General features: G+C 70.3%; 15 protein-coding genes and 1 tRNA gene. 2 read left to right on the top strand and 14 right to left on the bottom strand.

Translation table 11 applies throughout. The features are described from left to right. Window positions 1–205: 205 nt before the first annotated feature. On the top strand, window positions 206–1,123 hold the full coding sequence (locus ACZ7M3_RS13970; RefSeq protein ID WP_472063273.1) for a helix-turn-helix transcriptional regulator: 918 nt from the start codon (window positions 206–208) through the stop codon (window positions 1,121–1,123). An 80-nt stretch (window positions 1,124–1,203) separates the two neighbouring features. Here ACZ7M3_RS13970 and ACZ7M3_RS13965 read toward each other — a convergent pair. From ACZ7M3_RS13965 to ACZ7M3_RS13935, 7 genes are all read right to left on the bottom strand, one after another. Beyond that, window positions 1,204–1,276: transfer RNA gene (locus tag ACZ7M3_RS13965), tRNA-Ala, on the bottom strand. 107 nt (window positions 1,277–1,383) lie between these two features. Beyond that, window positions 1,384–2,001 carry a histidine phosphatase family protein gene (locus tag ACZ7M3_RS13960; RefSeq protein WP_472063873.1) on the bottom strand — a complete coding sequence of 206 codons (618 nt, stop codon included), beginning with the start codon at window positions 1,999–2,001 and terminating at the stop codon, window positions 1,384–1,386. 104 nt (window positions 2,002–2,105) lie between these two features. Continuing rightward, entirely contained in the window at window positions 2,106–2,549 is a 444-nt protein-coding gene (rsfS, locus tag ACZ7M3_RS13955; RefSeq protein WP_095854720.1) for a ribosome silencing factor, read from the bottom strand. A gap of 172 nt (window positions 2,550–2,721) precedes the next feature. After that, window positions 2,722–4,515 carry an LCP family protein gene (locus tag ACZ7M3_RS13950; RefSeq protein ID WP_472063271.1) on the bottom strand — a complete coding sequence of 598 codons (1,794 nt, stop codon included), beginning with the start codon at window positions 4,513–4,515 and terminating at the stop codon, window positions 2,722–2,724. Between the two features lie 25 nt (window positions 4,516–4,540). After that, complete coding sequence (nadD, locus tag ACZ7M3_RS13945) at window positions 4,541–5,107, bottom strand: nicotinate-nucleotide adenylyltransferase (protein WP_248297702.1); 567 nt, start codon at window positions 5,105–5,107, stop codon at window positions 4,541–4,543. A 247-nt stretch (window positions 5,108–5,354) separates the two neighbouring features. Further along, on the bottom strand, window positions 5,355–5,516 hold the full coding sequence (locus ACZ7M3_RS13940) for a hypothetical protein (protein WP_095854717.1): 162 nt from the start codon (window positions 5,514–5,516) through the stop codon (window positions 5,355–5,357). A gap of 154 nt (window positions 5,517–5,670) precedes the next feature. Further along, window positions 5,671–5,829 carry a hypothetical protein gene (locus tag ACZ7M3_RS13935; protein WP_472063269.1) on the bottom strand — a complete coding sequence of 53 codons (159 nt, stop codon included), beginning with the start codon at window positions 5,827–5,829 and terminating at the stop codon, window positions 5,671–5,673. 103 nt (window positions 5,830–5,932) lie between these two features. Here ACZ7M3_RS13935 and ACZ7M3_RS13930 point away from each other — a divergent pair, with 103 nt between their 5' ends. Beyond that, entirely contained in the window at window positions 5,933–7,081 is a 1,149-nt protein-coding gene (locus ACZ7M3_RS13930; RefSeq protein ID WP_472063267.1) for a M48 family metallopeptidase, read from the top strand. Between the two features lie 25 nt (window positions 7,082–7,106). On the opposite strand, the gene ACZ7M3_RS13925 is transcribed toward ACZ7M3_RS13930, so the two are convergent. The 7 genes from ACZ7M3_RS13925 to ACZ7M3_RS13895 all read right to left on the bottom strand — a co-directional run bounded on the left by ACZ7M3_RS13925 (window position 7,107) and on the right by ACZ7M3_RS13895 (window position 16,396). Further along, on the bottom strand, window positions 7,107–8,174 hold the full coding sequence (locus ACZ7M3_RS13925; protein ID WP_472063266.1) for an SCO2583 family membrane protein: 1,068 nt from the start codon (window positions 8,172–8,174) through the stop codon (window positions 7,107–7,109). A 144-nt stretch (window positions 8,175–8,318) separates the two neighbouring features. Further along, window positions 8,319–8,942, bottom strand: a complete 624-nt coding sequence (locus tag ACZ7M3_RS13920) for an SCO2584 family spore wall biosynthesis protein (protein ID WP_472063264.1) — start codon at window positions 8,940–8,942, stop codon at window positions 8,319–8,321. 89 nt (window positions 8,943–9,031) lie between these two features. Beyond that, window positions 9,032–10,318, bottom strand: coding sequence for a glutamate-5-semialdehyde dehydrogenase (locus tag ACZ7M3_RS13915; RefSeq protein WP_351294172.1), 1,287 nt, complete (start codon window positions 10,316–10,318; stop codon window positions 9,032–9,034). A 61-nt stretch (window positions 10,319–10,379) separates the two neighbouring features. Next, on the bottom strand, window positions 10,380–10,859 hold the full coding sequence (locus ACZ7M3_RS13910; protein ID WP_095854711.1) for a hypothetical protein: 480 nt from the start codon (window positions 10,857–10,859) through the stop codon (window positions 10,380–10,382). A gap of 214 nt (window positions 10,860–11,073) precedes the next feature. Continuing rightward, on the bottom strand, window positions 11,074–12,180 hold the full coding sequence (gene proB / locus ACZ7M3_RS13905; RefSeq protein WP_472063871.1) for a glutamate 5-kinase: 1,107 nt from the start codon (window positions 12,178–12,180) through the stop codon (window positions 11,074–11,076). 323 nt (window positions 12,181–12,503) lie between these two features. After that, the gene (locus ACZ7M3_RS13900; protein WP_472063263.1) at window positions 12,504–12,893 is read right to left on the bottom strand and encodes a hypothetical protein; all 390 of its coding nucleotides are present in this window, start codon (window positions 12,891–12,893) and stop codon (window positions 12,504–12,506) included. An 83-nt stretch (window positions 12,894–12,976) separates the two neighbouring features. Next, the gene (locus ACZ7M3_RS13895) at window positions 12,977–16,396 is read right to left on the bottom strand and encodes an ALF repeat-containing protein (protein ID WP_472063262.1); all 3,420 of its coding nucleotides are present in this window, start codon (window positions 16,394–16,396) and stop codon (window positions 12,977–12,979) included. Between the last annotated feature and the right edge of the window lie 891 nt (window positions 16,397–17,287).

Genomic DNA, 17,287 nt, shown 5'->3' with positions numbered 1-17,287 from the left:
GGGCGATTGTCAGTGCCGGGGGCTTTACTGGTCGCAGGACTTGAATCCGCTGCGGGACCTGGGCCCGCGGGGGTTGTCGTCGTCATGGCTCCGAGCCTGGCGGCGGCCGGATACGGGTGCCGAGAGCCCGCCGATGCTGGTACTGACAGCACCTGGCAGCGGACGGGTTCGGCGCGCACGATGGAAGACGGGGGAAGTGAAGCCGATGAACACGACACAGCGTCGCAGGCCGGAGCTGGCCGGCTTTCTGCGCGGACGGCGGGCGCGGGTGACACCCGCCGACGTCGGGATGCCCCCGGGCTTACGACGCCGCACGCCGGGTCTGCGCCGCGAAGAGGTCGCGCAGCTCTCCGGGGTCGGTGTGACCTGGTACACATGGCTGGAGCAGGGCCGCCCCATCAACGCCTCTCCTCAGGTCCTGGACGCGGTGGCGCGCACTCTGCGCCTGGACCAGACCGAGCGGGAGCACCTGTACCACTTGGCCCAAGTGCCCTACGAGTCCGAGCCGGAGCTCCCCGCGCAGACCGTGAGCGCGGAGATCCAGAGCATCATCGACGCCCTCGATCCGCGCCCTGCGGCGGTCTACAACTCGCGGTACGACATCCTGGCCGCCAACCCCCCTTACCGCGACCTGTTCTTCGTGCCGCAGACGCTCGACATCGGCGTGCCCAACGTGCTGTGGACCCTGTTCACCGTGCCCGAGCCCGGCTGCCCCGTGGTGTTCCGGGACAGCGAACTGCCGTTGATGGTGGCGACGCTGCGCTCCGCGTACGGCAGACATGTCGGTGAGCCCGCCTGGGAGGACTACATACGCGGACTGTCGGCCGCCAGCCCGCGCTTCGCCGAGTTGTGGGCGGGCGGGGACGTCCTCCCGCCGGGACCGCGTGTGAAGACGTTCCGCCATGAGGCGGTGGGCGAACTGCGGATGACCTCGGTGTCGCTGTCCATCGACGGGATGCCGGAGTGCCGGCTCGTCGCCTACACCCCGGACGACGAGAGGGCGCGCAAGGGGCTGGCGGTTCTGCGCGAGCGGCGGGAGCGGTTGTGGCCACCGTCACTCGCGGCCGCCACGGCATCCCTGGGACCGATGTCGCCCATGTCACCGACAACCTGGGGGACATGAATAAATCCCGCCCCTCGAAAGGAACGGGATTCTCATCACTGATCTGTGCTGATCTTTGACAACTCAAGAGAGTTGATCTGTGGAGCTAAGGAGAATTGAACTCCTGACCTCCTGCATGCCATGCAGGCGCTCTACCAACTGAGCTATAGCCCCTTGTGTTCTTCCCGCCCGGCGGGGCGAACAAGAAGAACTTTAGCCTGCGACCTGCCAGAAAGTGAAATCCGGTCCCGCCCGGCCCCCGGGACCGGACAGGGGGCCGCTCAGTCGTCGTCGCCGAGCACCGGCTCCGGCAGTGTGCCGGCGTTGTGCTCGAGCAGCCGCCAGCCCCGTGCGCCCTCTCCGAGGACGGACCAGCAGCAGTTGGAGAGGCCGCCCAGGCTCTCCCAGTGCCGGGACTCCAGGCCGAGCAGGCGCCCGATGGTGGTGCGGATGGTGCCGCCGTGGCTGACGACCACGAGGGTGCCGTCCTCGGGAAGCTTGTCGGCGTGGCGCAGCACCACGGGGGCGGCGCGGTCGGCGACCTCGGTCTCCAGTTCGCCGCCACCGCGGCGCACCGGCTCACCACGCTTCCAGGCGGCGTACTCGTCGCCGTACCGGGCGATGATCTCCTCGTGCGTCAGGCCCTGCCAGACGCCCGCGTAGGTCTCGCGCAGGCCCTCGTCGTGGATGACGTCGATGCCGGTGAGCGTGGACAGCTCGGCGGCCGTGTTCGCGGCGCGCTGGAGGTCCGAGGCGACGATCACGCCGGGCTTCAGCGAGGCGAGCAGCCGGGCGGCGCGGCGGGCCTGGCCGATGCCCGTCTCGGTGAGCTCGACGTCCGTGGTGCCCTGGAAGCGGCGATCCACGTTCCACGAGGTCTGGCCGTGGCGCCACAGGATGACGCGGCGACCGCGGCCCGGCTTCTCCCCGGCCTCGACGCCCGCGACGGTCGGCTGTCGCTGCGCCCGGGCGTCATCCGTGGCGGATGCCCTGGCCGCCGTAGTCACCGCAGCTCCCCGTATTCGACGGAGTCCTCCTCGGCCTGCAGCTTGGCGTGCTCGGCGGCCTTGCCGCGGGTGGCCTTGGCGTCGGCGGGCAGGTCAAGCTCCGGGCAGTCCTTCCACAGCCGCTCCAGAGCGTAGAAGACACGCTCCTCGCTGTGCTGCACGTGCACCACGATGTCGACGTAGTCGAGCAGTACCCAGCGGGCCTCGCGGTCGCCCTCGCGGCGCACCGGCTTGACGCCGAGCTCCTTGTTCAGCCGCTCCTCGATCTCGTCGACGATCGACTTGACCTGGCGGTCGTTGGGGGCGGACGCCAGCAGGAAGGCGTCGGTGATCGAGAGAACGTCGCTGACGTCGTAGGCGATGATGTCGTGCGCGAGCTTGTCTGCGGCCGCCTGCGCGGCGGTGGTGATGAGCTCGATGGAGCGGTCCGTGGCGGTCACTACGCGGCTTTCCGTCGGCGGTCAGTAATGACTCAAGGGTCTCACGGACCGCCGACGGCGCCCCACGCGTTTCCGTGGCCACGTCCCGGGGGCCCCGGGACGTGGCGCCGACCGCTCCGGAGGGTCACCCGCGACCACTCCTCGTGATCGCCCAGTGGAGTGGTCACCGTGATCACCCGGTGGAGGTGGTCACCTTGTAGTCCTGGCCGAGGACCACCGAGACGTCCGCGTTGGACGAGCCACTGCCCTTCTTCACGGTGCTGGTGGGCAGGCCGAGGGTCTTCGCGACCTCGATGGCGTCGTCCTTCGTGGCAGCGTCGGTGTACGTGATCTGGGACACGCTCTGGGCGGTGGCCGAGGTGCCGGAGTCCAGGAAGGTGTAGCCGCCGTTGACCAGGACGACCCGGGCCTTCTCGGTGGCGTCCTTGTTCCCGGTGGCGTTCTTGATGCCGACACGGACGGCGGCACCGGCGTCGGGACTCTTGGCGGTGCCGCCGAGGACGTCCTTGACCACGCTGTTGGTGGCGCTCTCGCTCAGGGTGCCGTCCTGCTGCACGGGCAGCAGCGCCGTTTTGTAGTCGCCGCCCTTGGCGAGGTCGGCGAGCTTGGCGAGGAAGGCGCCGAGGTCCTGGTCGGTCAGGGAGGGGTCGAGGATCTGCGCCAGGGTCTGCACGGTGGTGGTCGCGGCCTGCTTGTCCGAGGACAGCTTGCGCAGCACGCCCTGCATCACCTCTCCGAACCGCTCCAACTGCGCGTTCTGGGCTTCGCCGGAGGCCCGGTAGGTGGCGTAGGCGACGGCCATCTTGCCGCTGAGGGTCTGGTTCTCGCCCTTCTTCACGAGGGGCGCCTCGCCCTTCTTCTTCGCGTCGGGGTCCGGGACATCGGCGTTGGTGGTGAGGTCGATGTTGCCGACCAGGTCGACGAGGTTGTTGAGGTAGGGAGTGTCGAGGCGCCAGGTGCCCTGGATATTGGTCCCCAGCACCGTGTCGATCGCGTCCCGGGTCCCGGAGGAGCCGTCGTCGCCGACGGACTTGGCGAGCGTGGTCGTCGAGCCACTGTCGTCCGTCAGGGCAAGGGAGTTGGGCAGCAGGACGGTGGTGCCCTGCTTGGTGGTGGTGTTGTCGACGAGCAGCGCCGTGGAGGTGCCGCCGCCCTTCGTGTTGTGCAGGTGGACGACGATCACATCGCGGTTCTGGGCACCCGTGGCCGTCGTCGCGGCGGACTTGCCGCCGGAGGAGGTGCCGGGCAGCTTCCCCGCGTACCAGAGGTAGCCGACGCCGCCGACCACGACCAGGGCGAGCACCACGCCCAGGGCGACGACCCTGCTGCGGGCGCGGCGCTTGGCCTCCTCGCGCCGCTCCGTACGGTTCTCGGTGAAGTTGAGCCAGTCGATGACGTCTTCGGGCTCGGCTTCCTGCTCCTCGACGAAGGCGAACTGCTCGGTGCGGTAGTCCCGGTCGGCCCGGGGCTCGTTCTCCTCCGCGGGGCGCGCCTGCTGCGGAATGTAGGCGGTCTGCTCGGCGACCCGGGGCTGCTGCCCGGTGCTCCTGCCCGCGGCGCCGGTCCCGCTCCGGGACTGACCCGCCTGCCCGGCCCGCCCCGTCTGCCCGGCCTGACCAGCCTGCCCCGTGTGCGCCGTCTGCCCGTAGGGGTCGTACGACGGCGTCGTCCCGGCGGCGCCGGACGTGGCGGCTCCGTACGGGTCGTAGGCGGGGACCGCGGTCTGCTGACCGGTGTCGTACGAGGACACGGGCTGCTGACCGGTGTCATAGCCCCCCGCGCCGGTCGCGTAGGGGTCGTAGCCGTAGCCCTGGTGCTGTGGGGGCTGTTGCGGCTGTGCGTACGGGTCGTAGCCCTGTGGGGGCTGCTGGGGCGACACCTGTTGGTACACAGGCTGCCCGAACTCGTCGTAGCCGACGAGCTCGTACTGGTCGCCGCCCGCGTATCCGTCGTATCGGTCGTTCACCGGTGCCCCTCTCGGCTCACTCGCCTCACTCGCCGCGGTACAGCTCACGCTTGTCGATGTAGCGCACCACACCGTCCGGCACCAGGTACCAGACGGGGTCGCCCTTGGCGACTCTCGCACGGCAGTCTGTGGAGGAGATGGCCAGCGCGGGAACCTCGACCAGCGAGACGCCGCCCTCGGGGAGGCCCGGGTCGGTCAGAGTGTGACCGGGCCGGGTGACTCCGATGAAGTGCGCGAGGGAGAACAGCTCTTCCGCGTACCGCCAGGTCAGGATCTGACCGAGCGCGTCGGCACCGGTGATGAAGAACAGATCGGTGTCGGGGTTGAGGGCGCGCAGATCGCGCAGGGTGTCCGTGGTGTAGGTCGGGCCGCCGCGGTCGATGTCGATGCGGCTCACCGAGAACTGCGGGTTCTCGGCGGTGGCGATGACCGTCATCAGGTAGCGGTCCTCGGCCGGTGAGACCTTCCGGTCGGACTTCTGCCACGGCTGCCCGGTCGGCACGAACACCACCTCGTCGAGGTGGAACTGCGCGGCGACCTCGCTGGCCGCCACGAGGTGCCCGTGGTGAATCGGGTCGAACGTTCCGCCCATGACGCCGAGGCGGCGCTTGCCCGGATTCGAGGGGCCGTTCCCGGGGCCGGTCGTCAGCCGGCTCGCCCCGCCTCTCACTCGGCCGCCGAGCGCGTCACCCGCGGCGCCGCCGACGGCCCCGCCCTCCGTGTCACTCGCCGGACCGGTAGGCATGTCCTGCTCTCCCATGCGTGCAGACCCTACCGGCCCTGTCGAGGGGCTCCGCCCGACAGGGGTCCCCGGGACGGCTCCGAACGTCCGAAAAGACTCAGCGGTCGCGGTTGAAACGCGTGGTGATCCACAGCAGCAGGAGCAGCACGAACAGCGCGCCACCGCCGGTCAGGAACGGGTTGAGGCTCTCGTGGTTGCCCCCCTGCTCGCCCTCGGCGGCAACGGTGACCAACTGTGCAGCGGTGCTGTGGAAGCTCATCTCGGCAGGACCTATCCGGTGTGGGCGGGATAAAGACGTCGTCCCATCGTATGCGGGGGCCTCGGTCGCGATCACGCCGACTCCGCCGTTGGGGACGCCGGTTGCTCCGGCCTCCCCGGCCGACACAGCCTCGGCCGTCCGGCGTGTACCCGCGTCAGTCGTCCCGCTTGTACCCGCGCAGCAGGAACCAGGCGGTCAGGCCCACCCCGACGATCATCAAGATCAGCACGACACGGAGCAGATTGCCCGGGCCTTGCTTGTCTGCCGCGTTCGCGGCCTCGGTGAGCCAGGCGGCTGCGGGGATGTGCTCCATGGCGATGGACTCCTTCTCTGTACTGCCCGTCCACGTTATCTCCGCCTAGGCTGGGCCGTGCCTTGGGGGCGCATAGGGCACTCAGACGCACATGGGGGAACACATGTCCGACAACGGCCACCAGCAGAACGGGCACGAGAACGTGCCGAGCAGGCAGCGCAGGCGCTTCGAGGGGATCTCCTCGCGCACCTACGAGCACCCGGCGGACCGCTCGGCCCTCGTGGCCCTGCGCAAGCTCAGCGGCTTCGACACGGTCTTCAAGGCCCTGAGCGGCCTGCTGCCCGAGCGCAGCCTGCGGCTGCTGTTCCTGTCCGACTCGGTGCGCGTCTCGGACGCCCAGTTCGCGCACCTCAACACGATGCTGCGGGACGCCTGCCACATCCTGGACCTGGAGAAGGTCCCGCCGATGTACGTCGCCCAGGACCCGCAGCCGAACGCGATGTGCATCGGCCTGGACGAGCCGATCATCGTCGTGACGACCGGGCTCGTCGAGCTGCTGGACGAGGAGGAGATGCGGGCCGTCGTCGGGCACGAGGTCGGCCACGCGCTCTCCGGGCACGCCGTCTACCGCACGATCCTGCTCTTCCTGACCAATCTCGCGCTCCGGGTGGCCTGGATCCCGCTGGGCAACATCGCGATCATGGCGATCGTGACCGCGCTGCGCGAATGGTTCCGCAAGTCGGAGCTGTCGGCCGACCGGGCGGGGCTCCTCGTCGGGCAGGACCTGAAGGCCTCGATGCGCGGCCTGATGAAGCTCGCGGGCGGAAATCACCTGCACGAGATGAACGTGGACGCGTTCCTCGAGCAGGCCGAGGAGTACGAGGCCGGGGGCGACCTGCGCGACTCCGTGCTCAAGATCCTCAACACCCTCCCCCGCACACACCCCTTCACCACCGTGCGCGCCGCCGAGCTGAAGAAGTGGGCCGAGTCCCGCGACTACCAGCGGATCATGGACGGTCACTATCCGCGGCGCACCGAGGACAAGGAGACCTCGGTCTCCGACTCCTTCCGGCAGTCGGCGGCGAGCTACGCCACGGACGTCAAGAACTCCAAGGACCCGCTGATGAAGCTGGTCAGCGACATCGCGGGGGGCGCGGGCGACCTCGGCGGGCGGGTGCGGCGCGGGTTCGGAGGCTTCACCGGCGGCACCTCGAAGGACCAGAGCGCCCCGAAGGACCAGAGCGCCCCCGAGGACCCGACCTCGCCGAAGGACCAGCCGCCCCGGGACAGCACCCCCGAGGACGACGACTGACACGCACGAAAGCCGGGGACGACCGTCAGACCCTCGGCTGCGAGCTCGTCGCCAGTGAGCCGCACAGTGCCGTCGCGCTGCCCGTCGCGTACGGGTCGGTGCCGGCCGGGCCGCCCGCCTTCGCCGTCTGGCCCGCGAGCAGCGGACGCAGATGGGGCACCGAGTCCTCGGAGCAGGCGAGCGGTCCGGCCTGGACGTAGGAGACGACCACCTCGGCCTGGTGCATGCGCAGGTCGTCGCGATCGAAGCGGAACTGCAGCTCGCGCCGGACGGTGAACAGCGAGGCCTTCGCGTTGGGGTCCGAGCCTGCCGGCTTCAAGGCGTACACGAAAGTGTGGTCGGCGACGACCTCAAGGGTGCTGGAGTCGAACTCGGCGGCCTGAAGGGTGCCCTGCACCCTGATCCTGGAGTCGGCGAGCTGGGCGCGGGTTGGGTCGAAGCGGACCAGCCAGCCGGTGGGCGCGTGCCGACCGTCGGCGGCCGGGTGGTCGAAGCTCTGGTCGAACTGGTCGAGCTGCTGGGGGGCGAGCAGGATCCGCACGGGCCGGTTGGTGACGCCCGTGAGTACCTCCGGGTCGAGCGAGGACTTCACGAGGTAGTCCTTGGCGGTGGTCAGGGCGGCCACGACCTGGCTGTCGGAGAAGTGCGCGGTGCGCCGGTAGGCGGGCAGCGCGATGCCGTCGGCGCCGACGGCGAACTGGGCGGCCGGGCTGTGCGCGTACAGCTCCTCGGCGCTCGTGGCCCCCGGTACGGCGGTCTGGGGCGCGAGGGGTATGACGGTCATCCGCAGCGGTTCGGGGGGCTGGGCGGCCGGGGTCTGGTACGGGTGCCGCACGCCCATGTAGATCGCGGTGCCGAAGGCGACGGCGATCAGCAGGACCAGGATCAGCGCCTGCCGGGGCAGACCGCGCTGGAGGGTGGGACGGCGGCGTACGGCCGGGGCGTGGTCGGCCATCCGCTCCTGCGCGGAGAACTCCTGGAGGCGGGCAGCACGGACGAACGACTCGTCGAAGACGACGGATCGGTATTCGTCCTCTCCACCAGCGGGAGCGCCCTCGGGTGTCCCCTCAGGTGGGTCTCCAGGCCCGCCCATACCTTCAGGGTAGGTCTCTGGGAGCTCAGGTAAACGCCGTGGTACACGACAACTTCTGACAGGTTCTCACCAGGATCGCCAAGGCCCGTCACGATCGCCAGAATGTTCGAAGGGCCGTCACGGGCGGCGCGGGCGCCCTGGGTGTCAGGGCGTTCGGGGAACCGCGGACACGGCCGAATGGGAGTACTCGGCCGAAGCGGAGGGGCCGGTGCCGGTGACCTTGTCCTGGCCTTGTTCGAGGCCCGTGGAGGCGGGTGACGGGACCTGGTCCTGGCGGCCCGAGGAGGCACCCCGGTAGACCGCCGTGAAGGCCAGGGCGACCATGCCGACGCCCATCACCAGGGCGAGCACCCAGGCGACGGGGCGGTGCCAGCGGGCCTGCTTTCCGTAGGCCCTGCCGTATCTGCGGTACGGGCCCGGCACTCCGTAGCGGCCTTCGAGGATCTCGGTGTCGTCGAGGTCGTCCAGGTCCGGGTCATGGCCGAAGTCGCCAGGGCCGTCGGGCCCGAACCCGTCCTCGTAGCGCTCGTCGTCGCCGCGGGCACCCCGGGAGTGCGCCCGGCGCGCCTCGGCCTCTGAGGCCTCCGCGCGGGCCTGCGCGGCTGCTAGGAGGCGTTCGACGGCGGTCGGCTCATGGATCACCGCCGCACGTACGAAGTCCTCGTCGAAGACCACGGAGGCGAACTCTTCGTCCGCACCCCCGCGGTCGCGGTCGTCGTCGGGCTCCCAGCCGTCAGGGAACGGCGTGCCCCCCACGTCCTCCGGCACGGATCCAGAGTAGACCTGGGGGGTCATTTTGGGCAGACGGTATGGAAATTCATCCGCCTGACGAGACGCGGCTCACGCGGAGCGCGGGCTCAGCGCCGGATGTGTCCGTCGCCCGTGACGATGTACTTGGTGCTCGTCAGCTCCGGCAGCCCCATCGGTCCCCGCGCGTGCAGCTTCTGCGTGGAGATGCCGATCTCGGCGCCGAAGCCGAACTGGCCGCCGTCGGTGAAGCGGGTCGAGGCGTTCACGGCGACCGTGGTGGAGTCCACCAACTGGGTGAAGCGGCGGGCGGCCTGCTGCGAGGTGGTGACGATGGCCTCGGTGTGGCCCGAGGTCCACAGCCGGATGTGTTCGACGGCCCGGTCGAGCGAGTCGACGACGGCGGCGGCGATGTCGTACGAGAGGTACTCGGTCTCCCAGTCCTCGGGCGTGGCCTCGACGACGGTGGCCTTGGAGTCCTTGGCGTAGGCGAGGACGCGCTCGTCGGCGTGCACGGTGACCCCGGCGTCCGCGAGGGCGTCCAGGGCGCGCGGCAGGAACTCGGGAGCGATGTCCTGGTGCACGAGGAGCGTCTCGGCGGAGTTGCACACGCTGGGCCGCTGCGCCTTGGAGTTGATCAGGATGTCGATCGCCATGTCGAGGTCGGCGTTGGCGTCGACGTACACGTGGCAGTTGCCCGTGCCGGTCTCGATGACGGGGACGGTGGACTCCTGGACGACCGTGCGGATCAGCGAGGCGCCGCCGCGCGGGATGAGGACGTCGACCAGACCGCGGGCGCGCATCAGCTCGCGCACCGACTCGCGGCCCTCGCCGGGCACCAGCTGGACGGCGTCGGCGGGCAGTCCGGCGCCGCCCACGGCGTCACGCAGCACCCGGACCAGGGCGGTGTTCGACTCGAAGGCCGAGGAGGAGCCACGCAGCAGGACGGCGTTGCCGGACTTCAGGCAGAGGGCGGCGGCGTCGACCGTGACGTTCGGGCGGGCCTCGTAGATGATCCCGACGACACCGAGCGGGACGCGGACCTGACGCAGGTCGATGCCGTTCGGGAGGGTCGAGCCGCGCACGACCTCGCCGACCGGGTCGGGCAGCGAGACGACGTCCCGCACGTCCGAGGCGATGGCACGCACGCGCTCGGGCGTGAGCGTGAGCCGGTCGATGACGGTCTCGCTGGTGCCTGCCTCGCGGGCGCGCGCGATGTCCTTGGCGTTGGCCGCGACGATCTCGCTCGTACGGACCTCCAGCGCGTCCGCGATCGCGAGCAGCGCGTCGTCCTTCTCGGCCCGCGGCAGGGGTGCGAGATCGGCGGCGGCGGCCTTGGCGCGGTAGGCGGCCTGCGTGACCGGGGACATCGAGTCGTACGGCGAGAGCGTGGTCATATCGGAAGGGTAGTGCGCCGGACGGACCCGTCCAGCGGCTGTCCCACACCCCGAGACAGGGTCAAAAGGGATGGACTCCGACCGGAGTGGCCGGAAGTGGCCCATACCCCTCCGCTATCCGCTGGTGGTACGTCTCGCGGTCGATGACCTCCAGGCCGACGATCTCCCAGGGCGGGAGCTTGGCGGTCTGGCGGTGTTCGCCCCACAGGCGCAGGGCGACGGCCGCCGCGTCGTGCAGGTCGCGGGCCTCTTCCCAGTAGCGGATCTCCGCGTGGTCGTTGGCGTAGCGGCTGGTCAGCAGGAACGGGTGGTCGTGGGCCAGCTGTTCGAGGGCACGCCTGACCTCCTTCAGCGGGGCCTCGCCACCCGAGACGCTCAGCGTGACGTGCCACAGCCGGGGCTGGTCGGCCGGCCTCTCGCCCTCGTAGGTGTCACCGGCCGCGACGCTCGTCAGGGCCCGTTCCTCGCCCGCCGCGCGGGAAGCCGGACCACCCGCCCGGGAGGCTGCACCGCCGCGGGACGCCGCCGCCCCAGGGCGCACTCGTCTCACGACGGCCTCCTTTTCGCAATGGTCCGCAATGGTCCGTGATCGTCGTACTGCATCGGGCTGCATCGGGGTCTCCCCGCAACAAAGTTGAGCAGGTGGGGAGCCGCCGTGTGGCGCTTTTACACAACGTCCCCCGGCGGGGGCCTCGGAATCGGCCTTTTACGGGTGTACTGGACAGCTGTTTCAGAGGTAGTGCGGAACAGGCGTCTTACGGATGCAGGAGCACGAGGTCGTCCCTGTGTACGACCTCGCGTTCGTACTCCGGGCCCAGCTCGCGGGCCAGCTCGCGGGTCGAGCGCCCGATGAGCTGGGGAATCTCCTTGGCGTCGAAGTTCACCAGACCCCGCGCGACCGCCCGCCCCGCGCTGTCGCGCAGCTCGACGGGGTCGCCCGCGGTGAAGTCGCCCTCGACGGCCGCGATACCCGCCGGCAGCAGCGAGGTGCGCCGGTCGACGACCGCGCGCACGGCACCGTCGTCCAGGACGAGCGCGCCCTGCGGGGTCGAGGCGTGCTGCAGCCACAGCAGCCGGTCGGCGAAGCGCTTGCCGGTGGGGTGGAAGTACGTGCCGGTGTCGCCGCCCGCGAGGGCCTCGGCGGCGTGCACCGCGGAGGTGAGCACCACGGGGATGCCCGCGGCCGCCGCGATCCGGGCCGCCTCGACCTTGGTGACCATGCCGCCGGTGCCGACGCCCGCCTTGCCCGCGGTGCCGATGTCGACGTGCGCGAGGTCCCCCGGTCCGCGGACCTCCGCTATCCGCGAGGTGCCGGGCTTGCTGGGATCGCCGTCGTACACGCCGTCCACGTCGGAGAGCAGGACCAGCAGGTCGGCCCGTACGAGATGGGCGACGAGCGCGGCGAGCCGGTCGTTGTCGCCGAAGCGGATCTCGTCCGTGGCGACGGTGTCGTTCTCGTTGACGATCGGCAGGGCGCCCATCGCGAGGAGCTTGTCGAGGGTGCGGGCGGCGTTGCGGTGGTGGGCGCGCCGGCTGGTGTCGTCGGCGGTGAGGAGCACCTGCCCGACACGGACGCCGTGGCGGGCGCAGGAGGCGGTGTAGCGGGCGACCAGGAGACCCTGGCCGACGCTGGCGGCGGCCTGCTGCCGGGCCAGATCCTTGGGGCGGCGGCGCAGCCCGAGCGGGGCGAGGCCGGCCGCGATGGCGCCGGACGAGACGAGGACGATCTCCTTCTCGCCGCCGCTGCGGTGCTTGGCGAGGACGTCGACGAGCGCGTCCACGCGGTCCGCGTCGAGACCGCCCGCGGCCGTGGTCAGCGAGGAGGAACCCACCTTGACGACGATTCTGTGGGCCTCGTGCACGGCCTGCCTTGTCTTTGCCACCTTGCTGTCCGTCTCCTCACGCCGATCCCGCCGCACGCCCATGTCCACGTGCCGAATCTACGCGAGGCGGGGCGGTCGCCGCGCGGTCGTCCAGTACGCAGACAAGGGGCAGAGAGCCGCAGCGCTGAAGGAGCCAGTCAGTCTCCGGACGTCAGCAAGAGAGCCGGCAGGGTCCGTTGAGGGCCAGGGCGCCCTGGACAACCGATGGGCCGACGTCGGCACGAAGCCGGCCAAGGCGCGACCGCCGAGCGGACGTCACAAGGCGGCGCACACCCGAAACGCGTGTGCGCCGCCTTTTTCCGCTACTTGAGGACGGGCCAGAGGAGGACCGCCCCGATGATGCACACGGTGATCGAGATGGGCATCCAGTACAAGGTCACTGTATTCAGCGGCACTTTGTCCCAGGGTTTCTGCTCCTGCTCCAGAGTGTCGGCCAAGACTTTCTTCCTGACCGGCACCAACAGGACGACGAACCCGAGCAGTACGCAGCAGTACAAATACAGGGTGAAGGAGAAGGAATACCCTTTCACCATGGCGTTGGGCACCAGAAGGATGAGCCCGACGAAGGGGGCGAGGGTGATCCTCTGCTTCGTCTTGGGCGTCGGCATGCACCAGCGCATCGCCGCCACATGGACGATGGTGACGACGCCGGCGATGAGGACCCAACCGTCCCTGGATACATGAGCAGACATGAGCGCGGGCCCTCCCCGGTATGGAAAGACGATGTAATTTGTCTTGATGTCGAGATTCCGCCCCGCAAGGTATCAGCGGCGGATTACCACGGCGTCAGATCGTGCCAAGTGTCACTGACCGCATCACCCACGGCCTTTCCGGCGGAGACGGCGGCGCCGGTGGCCGGCGACAGGGCTGCTGTACCGAGGCGCTCAAGCTGGGCGCCGACGGACAGGGCGCCGTGTTCGAGCGGGCCGAGGGCATCGCCGATCACCCCACCGAACTTGCCCCACGGAAGGCCGGTGGTGAAGACACCGACGGCCACACCGAACGCCGAGGTCAGGCAGTCCGAGGAGAAGGGTCCCTCGGCGAACCCGTAGATGACGGTGCTGGCCACACCGGTGATCAGGGAGACCCCGCCGAAGAACCCGTAGAGGGCCTCGCCGGCCGGCGGTGGCACCAGCAGCGAGAGAGCGGCGGCGTAACCGGCGTAGGTGGAGATGGTGCCGAGCGTGTCGGCGGCACCCTTCCAGTCGTCGGCCGTGCCGCCCAGGAACTTGTACGGCTCCTTCGCCCCGTCGTTGTCGGCGTTGTCCGCCGGGTTGACGCCGGTCTGCTTGGCCTTCGCGGCCGCTTCCGCGGCCGCCTTGGCCGCCTCGATCTGCTCCTGCCTGCGCTTCGTGGCGGCGATCTGCTTCGCCTCGGACGCGGCGTTCGCCGCCTCCGTGGCGTCCTTGCCCGCCTGGATCGCGGAGGCGGCGGCCGAATTGGCGGAAGCCTGCGCGTTGTTGGAGGACATGGTCGCCGCGGCCGCGGCGGCGGTCGCCTGGTTCGCCGAGTAGTTGGCGCGCCGCGAGGCGCCCCGGGCGGCCAGCGCCGCGCTCTTCGCCTTGTCGGCGGAGGCCTGGGCGTCGGCCGCGGACTTCTCCGCGTCGTCCGCGTGGGCGTCCGCCTGATCCTTGTATGTCTTCGCCTTCGCGGCGGAGTTCGTGGCGGCGGTGGCCCACTTCTGCGCCTCGTCCGACGCCTTGCGCGCGTCCGCCGCGACCTTCTGCGCGTAGGCCGCGTTCGTCGTCGCGTCCTGCGCCAGCTTGGCGGCGTGCGCGAGCATGGCCTGCATCGCCGCGATGTGGGCGGCGGAGTCCGCGTCGAGCTGCAGCGTCCGCAGGTGGACGGTGGTGACGAAGTTGCGGCGCATCCAGCTCGGGCCCTCGAGCGCCACGGTCGCCATCATCTTGGTGTACGGGCCCGCGGAGTCGATGGACGAGAAGACGGCCACGTTGTCGTCCTCGGCCTGTGCCGGCGCGTACTTGACGGTGAAGAACTCGTGCACCGCCTTGGCCGAGCCGTCGCTGAGCGCGTCGTTCGCCGCCTGCTTGACCGCGTTGCCGGGATTGTTGCCGAGGATCCTGAAGATCGCCGCGGTCTGGTCCTCCCTGGCCGCGTCGATCGCGCCGGTGGTGAGGAAGGCGGTGGGCGCGGCTGCGTCCGTGGACTCCAGGGCCGCTTGCGCCGCGGCCGCCACACCGGCTGTGGAGACGGCGCTGAGGAAGAGGACGGTCTCACGGTCGTCCTGCTGCTGCGCGATGGCCCGGTCGGCGTCGATCCAGTTCAGGACCGACTCGTCGCCGGCAGCGAGCGCGAACGCCGCGGCCTCGCGGGTCCAGGTGCCGTGCGACGACAACTGGGCGAAGCAGGCGTTGCGGCCGTGGCCGACGGCGGTCGGGTGGTCGCCGTCCCTGAACGCCTTCTCGGCCGCCGCGATCAGGTCCAGAGTGGCCGAGTCCGTGGCCTGCTTCTGGGTCAGCTGGTTGCGGGACGCTTCGACGTCCTGCTGCTCCAGCGCGGCGAGCGCGGCGGCATCGGCCTTGCCCTGATCGGCGTACTCGTCGAGCTTGGCCTGCTCGGCGTCGCGGGCCTTCTGCTCCACGTCCTGCGCGTCAAGAACGGCCTTGACCGCGGCGTCGGCCGCCGCCTGGGCGTCGTTGGCGTACGCGGTGGACTTGTTGGCGAAGTCGAGGGCCTGGCCCGCGTACTTGACCGCCTCGTCGGCCGCGGCAGCCGCCTTCTCCGCGTGGTCGGCCGCGGAGTTGGCCGCGTCGCGGGCGGCCCCGGCGGCGGTCGCCGCGGTGTTGGCCAGGGACTGCGCGGCGGAGGCGGCCTTGGTGGCGCGTGCGGCCTGGGCGTCGGCCTCGACGGCGGCGGCGCGCGCGGCGGCGGCCTCGGAGTTGGCGGCGCCGGCGGCGGTGGCGGCGGTGGCCGCGGCGTTCGCGGCGGCGGCGGAGTCGCGGGCGGCGTCAGCAGCCGAGTTGCCGGCGGCGACCGACTGGTCGGAGGCGGTCTTGGCGGCGTCGGCGGCCTTCGCGGCGGTACGCGCCTTGGCCGCGGCGTTGCGGGCGGCGACCGCGGCATCCTTCGCGGCCGCCGTCTTGGACGCGTCCTGGGAGGCGGCCGTGGCGGCCTGGTACGCGGTGGAGGCGGCGTGCGCGGCCGTGGCGGCGGCGGACGTCGCCGCGTGCGCGGCCCAGGCGGCCTTGCGGGCCGCGGTCTGGGCGGCGTACGAGGCGGAGATGGCGATGGACGCGGCGTTGGCCGCACCCTTGGCGGCGCTCGCGGCCTTGCGGGCGGCGGCAGCGGACTTGGCGACGTCCCCCTTGGCGGCCTGCGCCTCGTCGGCGGCCTCCAGGGCGGCCTTCTTGGCCTCGGCGGCGGCGGTCTTCGCCTTGTCCGACTCCTCCTTCGCCTTCTCCGTCGACAACTGGGCGCGCTTGGACTGCCGTTCGGTGACGGCGACGAGCTGCTCGATGGTGGCGGCCTCGTCGTCCCGGGCCCGGGCGATGTTCTGCCCGATCTCCAGGAACCAGCGGACGGCGTCGGCGCCGCCGTCCTCCAGGGCGCGCTGCGCGTACTTGCTGAGCTCGGGCCCGGCACGGTTGAGGGTCTTGAAGACCTCGACGGTCTCGTCCTCCAGGCGCGCGGAGAACTGGGTGTCGGTGATGAACTTCATCAGCGCGTCGCCGGAACCGTCGTTGATGGCGGCGTCCGCGGCGGCCTGCACGCCCTTGCCGCCCATCGACTTCAGCGTGAGGGCGAGGACGCGCATGTCCTCCGTCTGCGCCGTCTTGTACCCACCGGCGAGGAAGGCCGAGATCTCGGCGTCCCCCGCCTCCAGGACGCGGGAGATCTCTGCGGTCGTGCCCTTGCCGGCGAGAGAGAGCGCCTTGAAGACGCCGACGCGGTTGTCCTCGGCGATGGCGGCCGGCAGCGCCGTGGTGAGGAACGCCTCGACGTCCGCGTCGGTACCGACGAGCGCGGCGGCCGCCGCGGCCTTGGTCGCCTTGCCACCGCCCTGCCACGCGGCGACGGCCTTGGCCCGCGGCGTGTCGGGAAGCGACGGGAGGCTGGGGATGTCGGTCGTGGCGGCGAAGGCCCGGGGCCTCGTGGTCAGTGGCAGCGCCGTGGCTGCCACGGTGGCAGCCGCCACAGTCAGGAGGCGCCGTCTGCTCCAGAAAGTCGTCTGCATATATGTGTCGTCCTCAAGGTTCTGACTGACAGGGCGAAGTGGCTGGCGGCACGCGACACCGATGGACGGACATCTCGTTGAGGCCGGTGGAGCGCAAGGCGGCAACCACGGCGGACGCCCTGGGCGCATGGCTCTGCGGCCGTTGGCTGCTGTGACCGTGCTGCTTGCGCGTAGGACGCTCCCTATCGACGCACGGCGATATCGCCCCCATCGCTTCTCTTGCGCGCCAACCGAAAAGGGATCCTCACACAGTTTTTCGGCGCAAGTAAAGGAGGGCGGCAAAGCGACCGACGCGTCCTCCCGGTCTGGCGCAGTTGCCCCTATATTGCGGCATTCGAGAATGGCCAAAAGCGCCCATTCAAGCGCGAAGAATTTTCCTTGCTCGATCTTTACGGGGATCCGTACAACCCGATGTTCTCGCGCAAATTACCTTCACCGTTTCTTCACGATGACCGGTACAACCTTCCAGACCTTTCAGTTTTCTGCAGCTTTTCGTCTACCTTTTGAAACAGTTATCCAATTTGTCGCGTTGGACATGCGAGCGAACGGAGAGTCAGAATCGTGAGGTCACGCGCCAGCGGCAGGGGGCGAACTGACCGGGTTTTCAACCCGGTTGAGCTGGAACGGCACCGCCGGCAGGCGGCGGATCTGTTCGAACAGGGCTTGAGGCAGGCCCGCGTTGCGGAGGCGCCGCCCACCAAGACGTGGTCGACGGCATCCCATCCACCCAGGCCATGGACGTCGGAGGGTGGATCTGCTTCTAGGGGAGGAGGGTTCCAGCTTCCCTGGTACGCACCGGAGTTGAACCCGGTCGAGCTGCTGTGGGCCCACGCGAAGAAGCGTCTCGCGAATCGGGCGATCGAGGACCCGACCACGAAGACCAGTAAGGCG

The organism is Streptomyces sp. NPDC111656, from assembly GCF_055656965.1.
This window is presented reverse-complemented; position numbering and strand designations above follow the sequence as displayed.

What these genes read in the sequence shown, in the direction of transcription:
- ACZ7M3_RS13970 (WP_472063273.1), top strand. Translation starts at nt 206, where the DNA reads ATGAACACGACACAGCGTCGCAGGCCGGAGCTGGCCGGCTTTCTGCGC.
- nadD (WP_248297702.1), bottom strand. Translation starts at nt 5,107, where the DNA reads ATGGGCGGAACGTTCGACCCGATTCACCACGGGCACCTCGTGGCGGCC.
- ACZ7M3_RS13940 (WP_095854717.1), bottom strand. Translation starts at nt 5,516, where the DNA reads ATGAGCTTCCACAGCACCGCTGCACAGTTGGTCACCGTTGCCGCCGAG.
- ACZ7M3_RS13935 (WP_472063269.1), bottom strand. Translation starts at nt 5,829, where the DNA reads ATGGAGCACATCCCCGCAGCCGCCTGGCTCACCGAGGCCGCGAACGCG.
- ACZ7M3_RS13930 (WP_472063267.1), top strand. Translation starts at nt 5,933, where the DNA reads ATGTCCGACAACGGCCACCAGCAGAACGGGCACGAGAACGTGCCGAGC.
- ACZ7M3_RS13925 (WP_472063266.1), bottom strand. Translation starts at nt 8,174, where the DNA reads ATGGGCGGGCCTGGAGACCCACCTGAGGGGACACCCGAGGGCGCTCCC.
- ACZ7M3_RS13915 (WP_351294172.1), bottom strand. Translation starts at nt 10,318, where the DNA reads ATGACCACGCTCTCGCCGTACGACTCGATGTCCCCGGTCACGCAGGCC.
- ACZ7M3_RS13900 (WP_472063263.1), bottom strand. Translation starts at nt 12,893, where the DNA reads ATGTCTGCTCATGTATCCAGGGACGGTTGGGTCCTCATCGCCGGCGTC.
- ACZ7M3_RS13895 (WP_472063262.1), bottom strand. Translation starts at nt 16,396, where the DNA reads ATGCAGACGACTTTCTGGAGCAGACGGCGCCTCCTGACTGTGGCGGCT.